Source organism: Gardnerella sp. c23Ub_4, from assembly GCF_055804115.1.
Genome location: NZ_JANUYO010000003.1, coordinates 70,392 through 87,238 on the forward strand (window position 1 = coordinate 70,392; position 16,847 = coordinate 87,238).

The following is a 16,847-nucleotide window of genomic DNA, read 5'->3' on the forward strand; positions in this document are numbered from 1 at the left end:
TTTATTTATAAACAACGCAATAATTCACCTTACCAAGCTAAATCTTCAAGAAGTTGGCGCACCCAATCGAGTATTTCGCGCTCACTCATTGCGCTAGTTCCAAGTGAAGATTCAAAAGGCGATGGAATAATAAGCGTATGAGTAAGCGGACGATACTTAATTCCGCGGTAAATCCTTTGCAAACGCATCCACAATGATTCTTTTGGATCTAAACCAATAACACGAACCGATTTACCTTGAGAGCTAATTTGTGTAATACCAAGCTCGCGCGCCTTAAAACGCAAGCGAGCAACATCGCACAATATGCTAAACGCTTCAGGTGGCTCGCCAAAACGATCAAGCAACTCATCTCGCAACTCTTGTAAATCCTTATTATTGTTAGCGGAAGCAAGCTTACGGTACGCTTCTAAACGAAGCTTGTCGGAAGCAATATAATCAACTGGAAGAGAAGCTTCAACAGGCAAATCAATAGACGTGGAAATAGTTTCTTTATGCTCTGGCTCTTTGTATTTTTCAACAGCTTCACAAACCATTCGCACGTATAAATCAAATCCAACGCCTTCAATGTGGCCACTTTGCGCATTGCCAAGTAAGTTTCCAGTGCCTCTAAGCTCCAAATCCTTCATAGCAACATCGAATCCAGATCCAAGAGCAGTATATTGAGCGATTGTTGCAAGGCGATCATGCGCTTGTTGAGTCATAGGCTTAGTAGGATCGTACAAAAAGTATGCATACGCTCGCTCACGACCTCTGCCAACGCGCCCGCGCAATTGGTGAAGCTGGCTTAAGCCGAATCTGTCTGCATGATCCACAATAAGCGTATTAGCGTTAGAAATATCTAATCCCGTTTCAATAATCGTAGTGCAAACAAGAACGTCAATATCTCTATGCCAAAAATCACGAATAATAGTGTCGAGCTGCTTCTCACCCATTTTTCCGTGCGCAATAGCAACCCTAGCATCTGGCACAAGTTTTTGAATATTAGTCGCAACTTTACTAATATCTTCTACTCGATTGTGCACGTAAAATACTTGGCCACCTCTAAGCAACTCTCGCTTAACGCAAGCTGCCACTTGCGCGTCTTCGTAAGCTCCAACATAAGTCAAGACTGGCAAACGGTCTTCTGGAGGCGTAGCAAGAGTAGACATTTCGCGAATACCAGTAACAGCCATTTCAAGTGTTCTAGGAATTGGCGTTGCCGAAAGACTAAGAACGTCTACATTTGTACGCAAAGCTTTCAAAGTCTCCTTGTGCTCAACGCCAAAACGCTGTTCTTCGTCTATAATCACCAAACCTAAATCCTTGAATTTTATGTTTGGATTCAAAAGCTTATGCGTGCCAATAACAACATCAACTTCTCCTGATTCAAGGCCTTGAATAGTATTGTTAACCTCTTTTTCGCTTTGGAATCTACTCATTGCAGCAACAGTTACGGGGAATCCAGAAAAGCGATTAGTAAAAGTTTCGTAATGTTGTTGAACTAAAAGAGTTGTTGGCGCTAGAACAACCACTTGCTTGCCGTCTTGAACTGCCTTAAAAGCAGCACGCACAGCAATCTCAGTTTTGCCAAAACCAACGTCTCCGCAAATCAGCCTATCCATTGGAATTGGCTTTTGCATATCTTGCTTGACTTCGTCAATAGTCGTAAGCTGATCTGGAGTTTCTTGGTATGGAAAATCATCCTCAAGCTCTTTTTGCCATGGAGTGTCTGCGCTAAAAGCAAATCCGCTGCTAGATGCTCGTGCAGAATAAAGTTTAATCAAGTCTTGCGCAACTTCTTGAACAGCTTTTCTCGCTTTTTCTTTTGTAGCAGCCCAGTCCGCGCCTCCAAGCTTATTTAGCTTTGGAATCTCTGCACCAATATATTTGCTAACCAAATCAAGCTGATCTGTTGGAATAAAAAGCTTATCCGCAGGAGCGTTGCGTTTACTTGGCGCATACTCAATTTCCAAATATTCGCGCGTAGCTTCTCCGTTTGAAGTTTTTACATTCCTCTGCCTCATGCCTATAAATTTGCCAATTCCGTGCTGTTCGTGAACAACAAAATCTCCTGGCTTAAGGTCCAGAAGGTCGATTTCTTTTTTTCTACGCTTTGGCGACTTAAAACCACTTGCAGAAGAAGACTTTCCTGTTAAATCTCTTTCGCTAAGAATTGCGATTTTACTTTGCGTATCTATAAAACCGTCAACTATTTTCGATTGAACTGCCAAAAGATCAAATACGCCACTTGCGCGTACAGCTCGCGCAAGCCTTGATAAAATTCCACTTGAAGCAGCGCTAATATAAACCTTGTATCCGTTAGAAATAAGACCAGATATTCCGCTAGAAATCTTCTCACTATCTCCTCTAAATTCTTGAGGAGATTTAATGCACAAGTCTAAATAGTTATTTTTTACGACTTTATTTTCGTTTTCTTCTTTAGAATCAACGGTTGCTTGCGATTTACTCGTTGAATCCATTGCAAAACTGTTTAAGTTAATTACTTGATGATTGTTATTTTCAAGATTTTCTAAAACGCTGCTAAAATCAAGAAAACTCGCTTTATCGAATGTTATTGGAGCGCCAGCACCCTTACCAGACGCAGCAACATGCCAACTTGCAGCCAAAAACTCGTTTGCTGTTTTAACTAAATCGTTAGCTGCGCGCTTGCATTTTTCTAAGTCGGAAACCAAAATTATTGCGTTTTTATCAAGCAAATTTTCCACTGGTTCCATGTTGTCAACTAATGCTGGAATCAAAGACTCCATACCCTCTACAGGTATTGCATTTGCGATTGATTCAAGCATATCTTGAGCATTTGGAATCTTACCAATCAAAGACCTTGCTCGTTTTTGAATATCTTTTGTAAGTTGCAATTCTCGGCAAGGTGTAGCCCAAACACTATTAATATTCTTCCCATAAGTGCGCTGATCAGATGCGTGGAATTGTTTGATTGCATCAATCTCATCTCCAAAAAACTCAATACGCACAGGATGATCCATTGTTGGAGGAAAAACGTCTATAATTCCGCCTCGAACAGCAAATTCAGCGCGATTCATAACAAGTTCCACGCGATTATACGAGTTTTCAACAAGTCGCTTTGTAGCAACCTCAATAGAAATCTCATTGCCACATTCAAAAACAAGCGGCTCTACGTTGCAAAGACCCTTAACAACTGGCTGAATAAGGGACCGAACTGGCATAACAAGAACGCGAATTGGGCTAAACATGGCACTTTTGCCGCTTTTGCTGCTTTTGCCACTTTTGCTATCTTCCCCACTTTGCGGATGCTTTAATCGCCTAAAAACCGCCATTCTACTTGCTACAGTATCTGCTCTAGGAGAAAGACGCTCGTGCGGAAGAGTTTCCCAAGCTTCAAGATTAGCAATATCTTTAGGGTTCCCATTATAAAAATCGCGTATTGATTCAAGTGATTCTAAAGCATCTCTACCAGATGGAACTACTAAAACAACAGGCTTTTTAGTAGCCATTGCAGCAGCTACAGCAGATCTAGCTCCACTTGGACAATACACATTAAGAGGATTAGAAAAATCTTCTTCAAGCAAAGCTAAAGACTTAAACGAATCATTTTTCTTACAAATATCTTTAAGTATGCTTTCAAAAGAAGCATCAGAAATATTAAAATCTTTAGAATCTAGCATTTTGTTAGCAAAAGAATCATACTTATCTGCCATTAAAATGCTCCTGAGTGGCTGCAAGCCCGCGGAAAATCACACTTTCTACAGCATCTGCGCCATCTGCCAAAAAATTAGGAAGTTCAGATTTTTGCGCACCAGCAAATCCGCCCAAAACCCAATTAACAGTATTATCGTGAGCATGAGCACCACGCTGAGCATGCCCAACACCCATTCTTACGCGCGCATATTGCGGAGTTCCAAGACTGCGATCAATAGAACGAATACCGTTATGACCTCCAGCAGAACCTCCAGCTTTTACTTTAATGCGCCCAAAATCCAAATCCATATCGTCGTGAACAATCACAATATGGTCAGTTTCAATTTGATAATAAGAACTTATAGAAGATATTGCAGCTCCAGAATCGTTCATAAAAGTAAGCGGCTTAGCAAGGAAGAACTTTGCAAGCTTACCGTCTAAATTCATAACTCCCTTGCCAAGTTTAGACAAGCCTTTATGGTCAGAAAAAGATATTGACCATCGCTCAGCAAGCAAATCCGCAACCATAAATCCCATATTATGACGAGTACCTTCGTACTTAGATCCAGGATTGCCAAGTCCAGCAATAAGCCAAAAATCTGAAGCCATAATTCACGCCCAATCTTATAAACTCAACAACAAAACGGGCGTACCGATTGAAGTTGGATTATACAACTACCCGATACGCCCTCATATACTGTACTTTATTTTAGCAAGACTCAAGTCATTGCGTAAACTACTTCAAAAATTCGTCCGTAGTTAATTCTTTTGCTTGAGGAGTTTTATATGTTACTTTGCCTTTAGAATCCGTATACGCACCTTCCTTACTTAGGAAGTCGAAGTATTCTTGAGCACCCTTAACATCATTTGTGCCGAACACAAACTTGCCGCTTTTTATGTCTGCACGATTACCCCAATATTGCCCGTCAACAATCATCTTCATGCTTCGCTTAACGAATTTCACATCAAGATTAGCTTCAGGAGCTTCTTTTACTAAAATGTTCGCAGCTTCATCTGGATGATTGTAAGCGTATTCATAACCGCGCTTAACGGCTTTAACAAAAGCGCGAACAAGCTTCGGATTGCGCTTAACTGTGTTTGCGTTAGTAATAACACCAATCGTATCTGGCTGACCAGGAACTCCATAATCTGCTGTCTTAAAGCAACGCAACTTTGGACCATACATTTCCGCCTGCACACCTTCCCAAGTACCATAAAAACCACCAAAATCAGCTTTTCCAGATTCAAGCGTACGGAACGTAGAAGTACCAACAGTAACCTTATCGAACTTACCTTTGCCACCATCGTGCTGAATCATTCTACGAATCACAGCATCACCTTCTGCAGATCCAAAGGTTGCAAAAGTTTTACCATCAAAGTCTTTAGGAGAATGAATTTTAGTATTTTTATAAAGAGAGCACCAAATTGCGCTAGGCTTTTGCTGAACTTGCAAAACTTCCTTCAATTTAGTGCCTTTTGTACTGAAATCTGCAAGACTAGTAATATTGCTTAAAGCAAAATCCGCAGCACCAGAGTCAACAGCATGCTCGGCACCAGTTTGAGACACAGCCAAAATATTCACGTGTAAACCAGCTTGCTTAAACCATCCCATATGCTTTGCCACGTATATGCCAATATGATTAGTATCAGGTATCCACGAAAGCATAAACGAAACGTTTTGAAGACCAGATTTACTATTCTGCTTACTATTGTTTGATCCGCACGCGCACAAAGACAGAATACAGCATGAGCTTATAAAAACTGCTATTGCACGCATAATATTTTTATTAGATTTCAAACAAAAAGCTCGCACATTACGCCATAATTCGCATATCATGAATTCCCTAGCTTTCTTATAAATAACCGCTTTCTGGGAATGTGACACGAACTTGGCAGAAAACGGTATCAAGGGCCTAGCCCGCGCCGTTCAATGCCCCCAAAATTAGAACTTTTGGTTTGCCACGCATTGACTCACGAAACGACTAAATTATGCACTAATCGAAAGACAAATACGCATAAAATACACGCTTGCGAACTACATACTAGCTATGTGATATTTTCATACAAGAAAGTTTGTAAAATTTTACGTTGTTTGATTGGGGCAGCAGTCAAGCAGCTACAACAAGCATTATGGCTTGTGTACTGAAAGGAACGATATTCCATGACGCGCGCGCGCTGGAAAACACTACTGCACAATTATCTGCCAACAATAATTTCTACTATTACATTACTAATTTTTTGGCAGCTTTCTTGCGAATTCTATAAAATTCCAGAAAATTCTATTCCAACTCCTACAGATATTGCTAAAGCAACTTGTGAAGTGTGGCCACAATTATGGCCTGCAACCCTTGCAACTATTGAAGAGACAATTGTTGGTTTTAGTCTTGCCATTGTGTGCGGCATTTTACTGGGCGTACTTTTTCACGTATGCAAGCTGGTTCACGCAGCTTTGTTCCCCCTTCTTTGTGCTGCACAAACGTTACCACTTATTTCGATTGCCCCGCTATTTCTTATATGGTTCGGTTTCGAAATGTCTGGAAAAATTGTTATCGTAGCTATTTTTAGCATGTTCCCTATTGCTGTTCAAACAATTAGAGGTCTTGATGCAGTTCCAAGTTTTTATAGCGATGTAGCTCTAACATGCGGAGCGGGACGAGTTTGGACGCTTTGGCACGTAAAATTAAGGATTGCAGCTCGACAAATTTTTGGTGGAATTCGCATTAGCACAGCCTACGTTTTTGGCGCAGCTACTACTGCAGAATATCTTGGCGCTCGTCAAGGATTAGGTATTTGGCTGCAAGCTGCATATAATTCTTTCCGCACTCCGCTTATTTTTTCTGCAACATTCGTAATTATTGCGTTTACAGCAATATTGATGGGCGTAGTTAATATAAGCGAGCGATTATTGCTAGGTCCTGTAGAAGACGACGAAGACCCAGATAATCAAATGTAAAAACGCATAAAGCCAACACATAAAATAATGCCGAACATAATCTAAACTATGCTCGGCATTATTTTTATTAATCTAAAGCTGCTTTAGGCGCTTCTTTGACTTTTGCTTTTACTTTCCAGAGTCTTCTTTAATAGCATCGTTAATCGCATCGTTTAACTCTTTTTGAGCTTTGCCATACGCTTGCCAATCTCCAGATTTCATTGCAGCATCCGAATCCTTTAGCGCTTGAGCTGCTCGCTTAAGAGCCATTTTTGCTTTTGCACTAAAATCAGCGCCTGCCTTAGCATTAGCATTTTTATTGCCATTTTCGCTATTCTTAGTCGAATCTTTTTGCTTAGGATTAGAAGCAATATTGTTTACGCCAGAATTATTGGAAGCATCGCCAGCGTTTGCGCCAGAGTTTCCTCCAAATACTTGGTTTAATGCTTCATCCAAAGTGTCTGCAAATCCAACTTGATCTCCAAAAGCAACCAATACTTTCTTAAGCAATGGGTAGCTAGTAGATCCGCTAGATTGTACGTAAACAGGCTCTACGTAAACCAATCCACCGCCAAGTGGCAATGTAAGCAAATTTCCACGCTTAACTTTAGTTGATCCAGATTCAAGCAAATTCAACTCTTTAGAAACATTTGCATTAGCATTAAAGTTGTTTTGAGCTTGACCAGGTCCTGGAACATTTGAAACTTTAGGTAACTCTTGAAGTCTTAGTTGGCCATAATTTTCGCTTACTTTTCCAGCAACATTTCCAGCATCGGAATTTACCGACAAGAATCCAGTTAGGATCTCTCGAGTAGATCTTCCAGCAGGAATGTATGTAGAAACAAGCGAAAATACTGGCTTGTTTGCTCCTCTAGTTTGCAAAGTCAAATAGTATGAAGGTTGCAAAATATCTTCTCGCTGAAGACTTTGAGATTCTGTAGGATCTACTGGAGTCTGCCAGAAGTCTTCTCCCGAGAAGAACTGGCTTGCGCTGTCAACATGATATTTTGCAAGCAAATGCCTTTGTACTTTGAACAAGCTTTCTGGGTATCTAATATGACTCATCAAATCGCCAGAAATCTTAGAAATATCGTGATAATGCCCTGGGAATATTGATCTCCAAGCTTTAATCACAGGGTCCTTTTTATCCCACACATACAAGTCAACAGAACCATCGTACGCATCAACAGTAGCTTTAACTGAATTGCGAATATAGTTTGCTCGCTGATTAGTTAAGCCTTTAATTGAACGAGATGTTGTTGTTGTAGAATCTTGAGTCACCTGCCCAAAATCAGTCATTTGCGAATATGGATAGGAGTCGGACGTTGTGTATCCGTCAACAATCCACTTAACTCGTCCATCAACAACCGCTGGATAAACGCGCCCATCTAAAGTCAAGTACGGAGCGACTTTAGAAACGCGAGTCTTAGGGTCGCGATCATACAAAATCTGAGAATTTGCAGTAACTCTATCCGAGAATAAGATTTGATCTGACTCAAAACGAATAGCGTGTAGCAACTTAGAGAAGAAGTTTCCTACACTTGGTCCACCATTCCCCTTAAACGTTGTTAAAGCGCCATTTGAACCAGTTGGATAATCAAATTCCCAAGGAGCAGAGCCTTTTGTAGAACCAACAATCGAATACTTTGGAGCATTTGGCGAGAAGTAGATACGCGGCTCATACTTCTTTAACTTTGTAAGCTTTCCTTGAGTTGGAATTCCATACTCCATAAATTGCGGCTGACCGTCTGCAGTAACCTTATTTCCGTAAGCTGCCACAACGCCATATCCGTGCGTGTAAACAGTGTGGTCATTAACCCAATTTCGATTATCATTTCCAGCTAGATCAAGCTCTCTTGCAGCAATAACCGTGTCTTGACTCACGCCATCAATGTCGTACTTATCTACAGAAAGAGTATCTGCAAAAGTATAGTATTGCTTAGATTGCTGCAATTGGCGGAATGTTGGAGAAGTGACTTGAGGGTCTAAAAGCCTGATTTGTGCAGTAGACTCTGCTTCTTTTGCAAGCGCTCCCGACTTTCCTTCCGAAGTAGCGTTATACGATTCTTTTTTAACATTATTTAAGCCATACGCAAACTTAGTTGCATCAATATTTCGCTGAATATAAGTGGCTTCTAATTCTTGAGCATTCGGCGCTACCTTAAAACGTTGCAAAAGAGCAGGCCAAGCAAAAGATAACACCATAGCGCATACAACTAAAGATGCAACAGCTATAGCAGGTGTGCGCCAAGCTTTAACAGCTACAACAAAACGCGTGCCAATTTTTACATTCCCATTAAGAGCATGAGATTTTAGCAGCCACGCTGTTATAACAATTCCAACAATTAGTGTTATTACAGCCATTGCAATGCTGGAAGGAACACCAGCATTCATATCTGTGTAAGATCCGCCAGTAATCTTAGAACCATCCAAATTTACAATCGCAAACACATCTAATATTTGCAAAACGGACCAGAAAATAACAACTAGCATAAACCATGCAGAAATTTGACGCCTTGCGCTTTTAGTTATGCTAAAAATGCCCTTTCCATCTACAGGAAGTGTAATTCTTACAGCTCCCATCAAAGCGTTTGTTATAACGCTAAATAGCAAAGAAACAGCAAGAAGAACAATAAACGCTCTTGTAAAAAGACGCAAGCCTGGCAAAGCAAACACGTAGAAGCCGTTATCAAATCCAAATTGCGGATCTTTAATACCAAATGATTGGTAATTAAACATAAGCAAAATTTGCACCCAATGATTGTAGAATTGCATTCCAAACACAGCGCCTACAATCAAAGACACAACTCCTGCAACATGCATTGCAAGCTTAGAGCTTATTCCCTTTTTAGTGTCTAAAATATTGCCTTTTTCTTTAACATATACGCCATCTTCGCTTCCAGGGCGTTTTTTAATCGCAATATATGCAGACAAATACCCAAACGCAGCCATAAGCAGAGCATACAGAGCCCAAACGCCGATTTTTGCGGCTAGTTGAATCCAGATTACGCTCTCAAATCCAAGTTGCGCATACCACATGCAATCTGTAATAAAAGTAGAAAAACCAAAAATAATTGAGCATATAAAAGCTATTGCTACTACGATTGCAACAATAGCCCAACGCCATTTTCTTGATTTTCCAACAAACTTATTTACATCAAAATCTATTCTCATATAGCGATTATTCTCCTTACTGTTTGAGCTTTTATTATCGCTTTTATTGCTTTTACTATCTTTACTATCTTCGCTAGTATCGCTATTTTTGGGCGAGTCGCCTTCGTTTTCTAGTTTTTTCTTAGCTTCTAATATATCGCTAAAGAGGTCACCAAGGTCATCATCGTCACTATAATAGTCTGCCAAATCTTTTATTTTTTTCGCAAACTTTGAAGAAGTCTTATCTTTGTTTTTACTATTAGACTCATCTTTAGACTCATCTTTAGTAACAACATTTGCATTGCTATTATCTTCATCAATGCTTTCTATAACTACATCTTGATCGTTGGAATCATCCGTAGAAGTATCGGCAGAAGTATCGGCAAAATCATTATTTTGATTGCTCTTTTTCTTTCCATCGCTTGAATAATCGGAACGCTTATGCACTTTAGTGTTTTTAGGTTTTTTAGCCATATAAGCGCCAAAAGCAGCCCATGCAACGCCAATGAGTATTTCTATAATGACTTTCAACATAAGGTTAATAATACTATACTAACTATTCCCAATCTACGTGTTGTGTTTGTTGTGTAATCAAAAATAATTACAAAAAAGCGCGCTCGCAAAAGTAGCGAACGCGCCTAATTTGATTAAATTAAATCATATTGAAGCATTTAAGCTAAGCAACATCTGGATCGTCTTTAGCGATTGTTCCAGTAAGCTTTCCGATTGCCTTCATTACGTGGTAAACAACCAACACAACAACAGTGCCGATTGCAATACCGTTGAACTGAATTCCAGAAATAGCAAATTGGAAGTTTGCAATGCCAATAATCATAACGATTGCAGCAATCATAATGTTAACTGGCTTATCGAAGTTCACTTTGTTCTCTACCCAAATGCGCACGCCAATCATGCCAATCATGCCGTAAAGCAAAGTGGTTACACCGCCCAAAACGCCTGCTGGAATGGAGTTTACAATTGCACCAAACTTTGGGCAAAGGCTTAATACGAATGCAAAGAATGCAGCGCACCAATAAGCGGCAGTAGAATACACTTTTGTTGCAGCCATAACGCCAATGTTTTCGCCATATGTTGTAGTACCGCAACCACCAAAGCAACCAGCGATTGCAGTGCCTAAGCCGTCTGCAAACAAAGCTGTACCAATCTTGGAATCGTAGTCACGGCCAGTCATCTGAGCTACAGACTTAACGTGACCAACGTTTTCTGCAATAAGAACCAGCACAACTGGCAAGAACATAAGCAAAACAGAGAAGTCAACTTGCGGAGTGTGGAACTTAGGGAAGCCAATCCAAGAAGCTTGCTCAATCTTACTAAAGTCAACTTGACCCTGGAAGCATGCGTAAGCGTAGCCAACAAGAACACCAAGCAAAATGTTCAATCGTCCAAGAAGACCGCGGAAAATCACTGCAATAAGCATAACTGCAACCAAAGTTACCAAAGCAGTGTCTGGAGCCTTTTGGAAGTTACCCCAAACAGCCGGTCCCAAGTTAAAGCCAATGATTGCAACAATTGCACCGTTAACAACAGGAGGCATAATAATGTCAATCCACTTTGCTCCTGCAAAATGCACAAGCACACCGATTAGCGCAAGAAGAATACCCGTGCACATAATGCCAAAGCTTGCTACAGCAATGCCCTTATGTGCTGCAGTTACAGCCATAACAGGTGCTATAAGACCAAAAGAGCTTCCTAAATAACTAGGAAGCTTATTTGCGTTAATAAGTAAGAACAGTGCCGTGGAAAGAGCCGTGAACATTAAAGTAGTAGACGGATCAAAGCCTGTAAGAATTGGCACTAAGAATGTTGCGCCAAACATAGCAATAACATGCTGAGCGCCAATACCAGCAGTACGAGTCCAAGTTAAACGCTCATCTGGCTCTACTACTTCTCCTGGCTTCAAAGTTTTTCCGTCTCCATGAAGCTGCCATGTAAACAACGATTTCATCGTTTTCTCCTTGCATAAAACAAGTTTATATATACGTTTGTGATTGAAAAACAACCACCAAAACAAGCGCCAGCTTAAAAAAAAAAACAAGCACTACTTGTGCGCAGGTTTGGCAGATTTTGCAGAGGCTATACCAACCGCCGCCCCCTAGCCAAGTGGTCATTCTAATGTACTAATCACAAAGTGTCGAGACAATTTGAAAAATAATAAATTTATAAATTTGTTTTGTTGAAATATCAAGGAAAATCGGTGTGTCGAAAACGCATCAAACACCACTAATTATTACTCATAAAAGTTTATAAACATAAACTTTTGCTTATGTATTAGATTCGCTTATTACAATCTTAATTTTGCAAAACATTTTGAATGTAATCTTTTAACACAATTGCATGATTTATACGCGGATCTTTCGCTCCATATAAAAACGTTACTTTTTTACTTTTTCTACATATATCTACGATTTGGTTTACACAATCTTGATTCTCGTCTAGCTCCTCAATATAACGATTAGAAAATTCTTTAAATCGCTCAGGCTTATGGCTAAACCATTTTCGCAAATCACTTGATGGAGCAATATCTTTACACCACAAATCAAGATTTGCCTTTTCTTTACTTATTCCTCTAGGCCACAATCTATCTACTAATACTCGCAAGCCATCATGTTCATCAGATGATTCATAAATGCGTTTAATTTGAATATTAATATTGCACATAATTACCTCTTTAACTACATATAATGATTACACAATTATGATTTTTTTCAACAAGATTTAATTAATCACAATGTAAATGGAACTAATACAAAACTACGATAGATTTTTATCGAATATGTTTTATTATGTGATTTTTATATAGGCGTGTCGCTTGCCATTACAACAAAATGCTAGAAAATGTGTAAATATTTTTGATTTTTTGTTCGTTTTTGTCCGATTATGAGAGAATAATTGGCTAAATGGTTAATTTCTTTGATACATGGAAAAAGAAAATCTGCACAACAAACATGGCTCTTATAGCTGTGCTTACACTTCTAGCTTCCTTAATCGGCAGCTGGCTCAAGCAGTTCCCAGGCCTAAGCCTTTTGGGAGCTCTTATTATTGCGTTGCTTATTGGTATGGCTCTGCAGCTGCCTTTGCACGTATACAAGTTGAACAATGATTCTAGACGAGCAGGCGTTAAATCATCTGCTGGCCTAATCGCAAATAAGCTACTTCGACTAGGCATTATTTTGCTTGGCTTTAAGCTAAATTTGCACGTTCTATTTACTCAAGGATTAAAGTGCTTGCCAATCGCAGCCGTACTCGTTGCTGTTATGGTTTGCGTTACATACAATATTGCAAAACTTCTTAAAGTTAGCCCTCAACTTGCAATGCTAACTGCAGGAGGCACAAGCATTTGCGGAGCTGCAGCTGTTATGGGACTTTCGGGATCTATGCCAGTTCTTCCACAAGAAGAGGACGAAAAAGAACAAAACGAAGTTATGGCTGTTGCAACAGTTGCAATAATGGGCACAATCTACGCTTTGGCAGAAATCTTTATTCTTCCTCACTTTGGAATGACTAAGCAGCAACTTGGAATTGCTGCTGGAGCGTCCCTTCACGAAATCGCACACGCTGTTGCAGCGGGCGGAGCTTTTGGAAGCATTGATATTGCAACAATCATGAAGCTTACTCGAGTTCTTATGCTTGTTCCTACATCAATCTTTATTGCAATTTGGTGGAATGCTCGCCACAGCCAAGTAGAAGATAACGGAAAGCGCAAAATCAACTTCCCATGGTTTATGCTTGGATTTATTGCAGCATCCGTTATTGGTACGTATGTGCCTTTTGTCTCATCTTACGCATCCCTCCTTGTTGACGCAGGATACGTCTTCCTTGGAATGGCTATGGCTGCTCTTGGAATCAACGTAAACTTTAGAGTTATATTTAAGCAAGGAAAAGCAGCATTCTTAGCAAGCTTCCTGGCATCTATAGTTCTAACAGCATTGGCTTGCGCAGCTAGCGTTTTGTTCTTCTAATAAACAAACATAGATAAAACAAACGCAGTTAAAGCAAACGCAATTAAAGCGCAAACAAAAAAATCAGGGGATTGAATTTTGAAATCTCCTGATTTTTTATATTTCTTACTTGCGTAAATGCTTCACATAACTCTAAAACAGATTATTCAATATGTACTGCTGTTCCGTCTGGAATATTCGTATAGAACCAATTAGCATCTGGAACACTTAATCGCACACATCCGTGCGATGCAGGGACCCCAAGTTTTTGCGCTTCTTCTACAATATAATCGCCAAAATTAGCGCGAGTTGGAACAGAGTGGAACAAATACGTTGTTCCTATAAAACCAACCCAATAGTCTCCACCCATTCCTTCGATTCTATTGTAAAAGTGGTATCCCCTACGGCCTATTCTAAAATCGCCTTTAGGTGTGGAGTTATTCATTCCAGAACTAACAATCATTGTATAAACAAGATTATTATTCGCATAAATATAAACACGTTGTTTTTTAAGGTCTACATTTACTTGCAAATGATTTGCATCTATCCCAGAAAGATTTGGATATTGACCACCTGTAGAAATCTTCCATAAGTTAGAAAAATCAATTGCATTCGCATTTTGATTTTGCACATTAGAGCTATCTTTAGACTCATCTTTAGACTTATCATTATGCTCTAATGGCGTCTTTTTTGCTTTCGACTTTGCGCCAAAATTATCGCCTTTTTTACTTTTTACATTACTCAAAGCGGAATCAAGATTATGCGACTTAAAATATTGTGCTTTAAGATTTACAAAAATACGCTTATTAGCTTCTTGAACAACATGCGATACTTGGAATCCAACAAAACTAAAGAAGACCAAAACAATTAGAAAAGCGAGCGCACGCTTGTAGAAAATTTTGCGATTTTTTGGAGATTTTAAGCTAATAACATATTTCACTAATCGCGCAATAAGCGACTTTAGAACGCTTTTGAAAGCATAAAATATTTTCATAAAATCTCCATAATAAACAAGATAAAGGCGCTGCTTTGATACTATACTATAGTACCTAAGCAGCGCCGTTACACATTAATATGATTATTGTTTAACTAATCACACATTAAACTTAAATTCAACAATATCTCCGTCTTGCATAACATAATCGCGGCCTTCAAGACGAAGCTTTCCTTCTTCCTTGATTTTTGCCATAGAACCTTGAGCTTCAACAAAATCATTGTAAGAAACAACTTCTGCTTTAATAAATCCACGCTCAAAATCTGTGTGAATAACGCCTGCAGCTTGCGGAGCTGTCCAACCTTTATGAATTTGCCATGCGTGAACTTCTTTAACGCCAGCAGTCAAATAGGTTTGAAGCCCTAGAATATCAAAGCCAACGCGCGCAAGCTGATCCAATCCAGATTCTTGCAATCCAGCATCTGCAAGCATCTCTCTAGCATCTTCTTCATCAAGCTCAGTAAGCTCCGACTCAAATTGCGCGTTAAGGAAAATCGCCTTTGCAGGAGCTACAGACTCCGCTAGCTTAGACTTCAAAGAATCATCCGAAAGCTCTGAATCGTCAACGTTAAACACGTAAATAAAAGGCTTAGCGGTAAGCAAGTGCAAATCGTAAACGTCGTCTTTATTAATCAACTTCTCATTATGAGCCTGATCAATCGTCTTTCCAGATTCAAGAATCTCTTTAGCTTTGTTCACTGCGCCAACGTATTCTTGAGTAACTTTTTTGCCGCGTAAATCTTTTTCTAACTTTGGCAAAGCATTCTCGATTGTTTGCAAATCCGCAAGAATAAGTTCCGTGTTGATTGTGTCAATGTCGTCTGCAGGATCTACCTTGCCATTAACGTGCACAATGTCATCATCGTTAAACGCGCGAACAACTTCACAAATAGCATCCGCTTCGCGAATATTAGCAAGGAACTTGTTTCCCAAGCCTTCGCCTTCGCTTGCACCCTTAACGATTCCTGCAATATCAACAAATGTAACGGTTGCTGGAACGATTTTCTCGGTTTTAACAAGCTTTGCTAAAACAGGCAAACGTTTGTCTGGTAAAGGCACAATACCAGTATTTGGCTCGATTGTTGCAAACGGATAATTTTCCGCTAAAACGTTGTTTCGTGTTAGCGCATTAAACATAGTTGATTTACCAACGTTAGGCAAACCTACGATTCCAATAGTTAAAGACATATTACCTACTTTAGACCAGCTAGCGGAAGTGACTACACTACTATACTCGTACTGTTTTATTTTTGTTGAATTGCGTCAACCGCGCTAATAACATCTCCCCTAAAACCACACGATTCTAGCTTTGCAACACCTCGAATCGTAGTGCCACCAGGAGAACATACTGCGTCTTTCATAGCGCCTGGGTGAACACGCGTATCCATATACAACGCGCCTACTCCCTCAATCATCTTTGCAGCCAAACGATATGCGCAATCTCTCTTTAGACCGTACTTTACGCCAGCATCTGCTAAAGCTTCCATGTACATAGCAGTAAAAGCTGGAGCGCAACTAGAAACACACATTGCAATATTCATGTGCTCGCTATCTACTCGCTCGACTAAAGAAATCGGATTAAAAATAGCGTTAAACGCTTCTAGTTGACTATCTGTTAGAGTATTTTCGCTTTCTGCTAAAGTGACTCCTTGGCAAACTGCGATTGGCGTGTTTGGAATAATGCATTGCACGTTAGCATCTTTGCCAAGTAGATTCTGGTAACGCTTAAGAGTCCAGCCTGCTGCAACGGATATAACTGCGATTTTTCTTTCTACAATAGTTTTTGCAATAGGTTGCAAAACTTCTTCTATTTGATTTGGTTTTACAGCTAAAATTAAAACATTGCTAGAATCGCAAACTTCACACGCGCTTTTTAACGCTTTTACGCCAAATTTGCTTGCATTACTAACAAGTTTTTCAAAGTGCGCCGCGCTTGCGACCATATCTTTGCCTTGTAAAACATTAGCGCGAATCAAGCCTTTAGCAATTGCTTGAGCCATGTTTCCAAAACCAATAAATCCAACGGTTCCAATTGAGTTAGAACTCATTAACAAATCCCCTTAATATCTAAACACTAAAACGAACACTAAATAAATACTGAATAAACACTAACTTTTTATTAAACATCTAATCATTTGTTAGGTACTTTAATCAA

General features: G+C 39.7%; 11 protein-coding genes. 2 read left to right on the top strand and 9 right to left on the bottom strand.

Annotation, left to right across the window (positions count from 1 at the left end; all coding sequences use genetic code 11):
• Positions 1–29: 29 nt before the first annotated feature.
• From mfd to NYP67_RS05925, 3 genes are all read right to left on the bottom strand, one after another.
• Positions 30–3,674 (bottom strand): transcription-repair coupling factor, encoded by a 3,645-nt coding sequence (gene mfd, locus NYP67_RS05915; protein WP_473411281.1) that lies wholly within the window; start codon positions 3,672–3,674, stop codon positions 30–32.
• Positions 3,664–4,263 carry an aminoacyl-tRNA hydrolase gene (gene pth / locus NYP67_RS05920; protein ID WP_004130472.1) on the bottom strand — a complete coding sequence of 200 codons (600 nt, stop codon included), beginning with the start codon at positions 4,261–4,263 and terminating at the stop codon, positions 3,664–3,666. The genes mfd and pth overlap by 11 nt, the downstream gene beginning before the upstream one ends.
• Before the next feature lie 127 nt (positions 4,264–4,390).
• Positions 4,391–5,431 carry an ABC transporter substrate-binding protein gene (locus tag NYP67_RS05925; RefSeq protein ID WP_317623562.1) on the bottom strand — a complete coding sequence of 347 codons (1,041 nt, stop codon included), beginning with the start codon at positions 5,429–5,431 and terminating at the stop codon, positions 4,391–4,393.
• 384 nt (positions 5,432–5,815) lie between these two features.
• Between NYP67_RS05925 and NYP67_RS05930 the strand changes: the two genes are divergently transcribed.
• Positions 5,816–6,607 (top strand): ABC transporter permease, encoded by a 792-nt coding sequence (locus tag NYP67_RS05930; protein WP_016635396.1) that lies wholly within the window; start codon positions 5,816–5,818, stop codon positions 6,605–6,607.
• A 108-nt stretch (positions 6,608–6,715) separates the two neighbouring features.
• Here NYP67_RS05930 and NYP67_RS05935 read toward each other — a convergent pair whose 3' ends face one another.
• From NYP67_RS05935 to NYP67_RS05945, 3 genes are all read right to left on the bottom strand, one after another.
• Complete coding sequence (locus tag NYP67_RS05935) at positions 6,716–10,273, bottom strand: UPF0182 family membrane protein (protein WP_473411282.1); 3,558 nt, start codon at positions 10,271–10,273, stop codon at positions 6,716–6,718.
• 142 nt (positions 10,274–10,415) lie between these two features.
• Entirely contained in the window at positions 10,416–11,705 is a 1,290-nt protein-coding gene (locus NYP67_RS05940; RefSeq protein ID WP_115757606.1) for a uracil-xanthine permease family protein, read from the bottom strand.
• 344 nt (positions 11,706–12,049) lie between these two features.
• The gene (locus tag NYP67_RS05945; RefSeq protein WP_004130463.1) at positions 12,050–12,418 is read right to left on the bottom strand and encodes a DUF488 domain-containing protein; all 369 of its coding nucleotides are present in this window, start codon (positions 12,416–12,418) and stop codon (positions 12,050–12,052) included.
• A 239-nt stretch (positions 12,419–12,657) separates the two neighbouring features.
• Here NYP67_RS05945 and NYP67_RS05950 point away from each other — a divergent pair, with 239 nt between their 5' ends.
• Positions 12,658–13,719 (top strand): YeiH family protein, encoded by a 1,062-nt coding sequence (locus NYP67_RS05950; protein WP_101889351.1) that lies wholly within the window; start codon positions 12,658–12,660, stop codon positions 13,717–13,719.
• 142 nt (positions 13,720–13,861) lie between these two features.
• Here NYP67_RS05950 and NYP67_RS05955 read toward each other — a convergent pair whose 3' ends face one another.
• The 3 genes from NYP67_RS05955 to proC all read right to left on the bottom strand — a co-directional run bounded on the left by NYP67_RS05955 (position 13,862) and on the right by proC (position 16,740).
• Positions 13,862–14,692: a L,D-transpeptidase gene (locus NYP67_RS05955; RefSeq protein WP_180963153.1), complete on the bottom strand. Its 831-nt coding sequence runs from the start codon at positions 14,690–14,692 to the stop codon at positions 13,862–13,864.
• Positions 14,693–14,791: 99 nt separating this feature from the next.
• Positions 14,792–15,880 carry a redox-regulated ATPase YchF gene (ychF, locus tag NYP67_RS05960; RefSeq protein WP_016635390.1) on the bottom strand — a complete coding sequence of 363 codons (1,089 nt, stop codon included), beginning with the start codon at positions 15,878–15,880 and terminating at the stop codon, positions 14,792–14,794.
• 56 nt (positions 15,881–15,936) lie between these two features.
• Entirely contained in the window at positions 15,937–16,740 is an 804-nt protein-coding gene (gene proC / locus NYP67_RS05965; RefSeq protein WP_415694846.1) for a pyrroline-5-carboxylate reductase, read from the bottom strand.
• Positions 16,741–16,847 lie beyond the last annotated feature (107 nt).

Excerpts from the sequence above, each read along its gene's own strand:
- NYP67_RS05945 (WP_004130463.1), bottom strand. The coding sequence starts at position 12,418 with ATGTGCAATATTAATATTCAAATTAAACGCATTTATGAATCATCTGAT.
- NYP67_RS05940 (WP_115757606.1), bottom strand. The coding sequence starts at position 11,705 with ATGAAATCGTTGTTTACATGGCAGCTTCATGGAGACGGAAAAACTTTG.
- NYP67_RS05925 (WP_317623562.1), bottom strand. The coding sequence starts at position 5,431 with ATGCGTGCAATAGCAGTTTTTATAAGCTCATGCTGTATTCTGTCTTTG.
- proC (WP_415694846.1), bottom strand. The coding sequence starts at position 16,740 with ATGAGTTCTAACTCAATTGGAACCGTTGGATTTATTGGTTTTGGAAAC.
- ychF (WP_016635390.1), bottom strand. The coding sequence starts at position 15,880 with ATGTCTTTAACTATTGGAATCGTAGGTTTGCCTAACGTTGGTAAATCA.
- pth (WP_004130472.1), bottom strand. The coding sequence starts at position 4,263 with ATGGCTTCAGATTTTTGGCTTATTGCTGGACTTGGCAATCCTGGATCT.
- NYP67_RS05950 (WP_101889351.1), top strand. The coding sequence starts at position 12,658 with ATGGTTAATTTCTTTGATACATGGAAAAAGAAAATCTGCACAACAAAC.
- NYP67_RS05930 (WP_016635396.1), top strand. The coding sequence starts at position 5,816 with ATGACGCGCGCGCGCTGGAAAACACTACTGCACAATTATCTGCCAACA.
- NYP67_RS05955 (WP_180963153.1), bottom strand. The coding sequence starts at position 14,692 with ATGAAAATATTTTATGCTTTCAAAAGCGTTCTAAAGTCGCTTATTGCG.
- NYP67_RS05935 (WP_473411282.1), bottom strand. The coding sequence starts at position 10,273 with ATGTTGAAAGTCATTATAGAAATACTCATTGGCGTTGCATGGGCTGCT.
- mfd (WP_473411281.1), bottom strand. The coding sequence starts at position 3,674 with ATGGCAGATAAGTATGATTCTTTTGCTAACAAAATGCTAGATTCTAAA.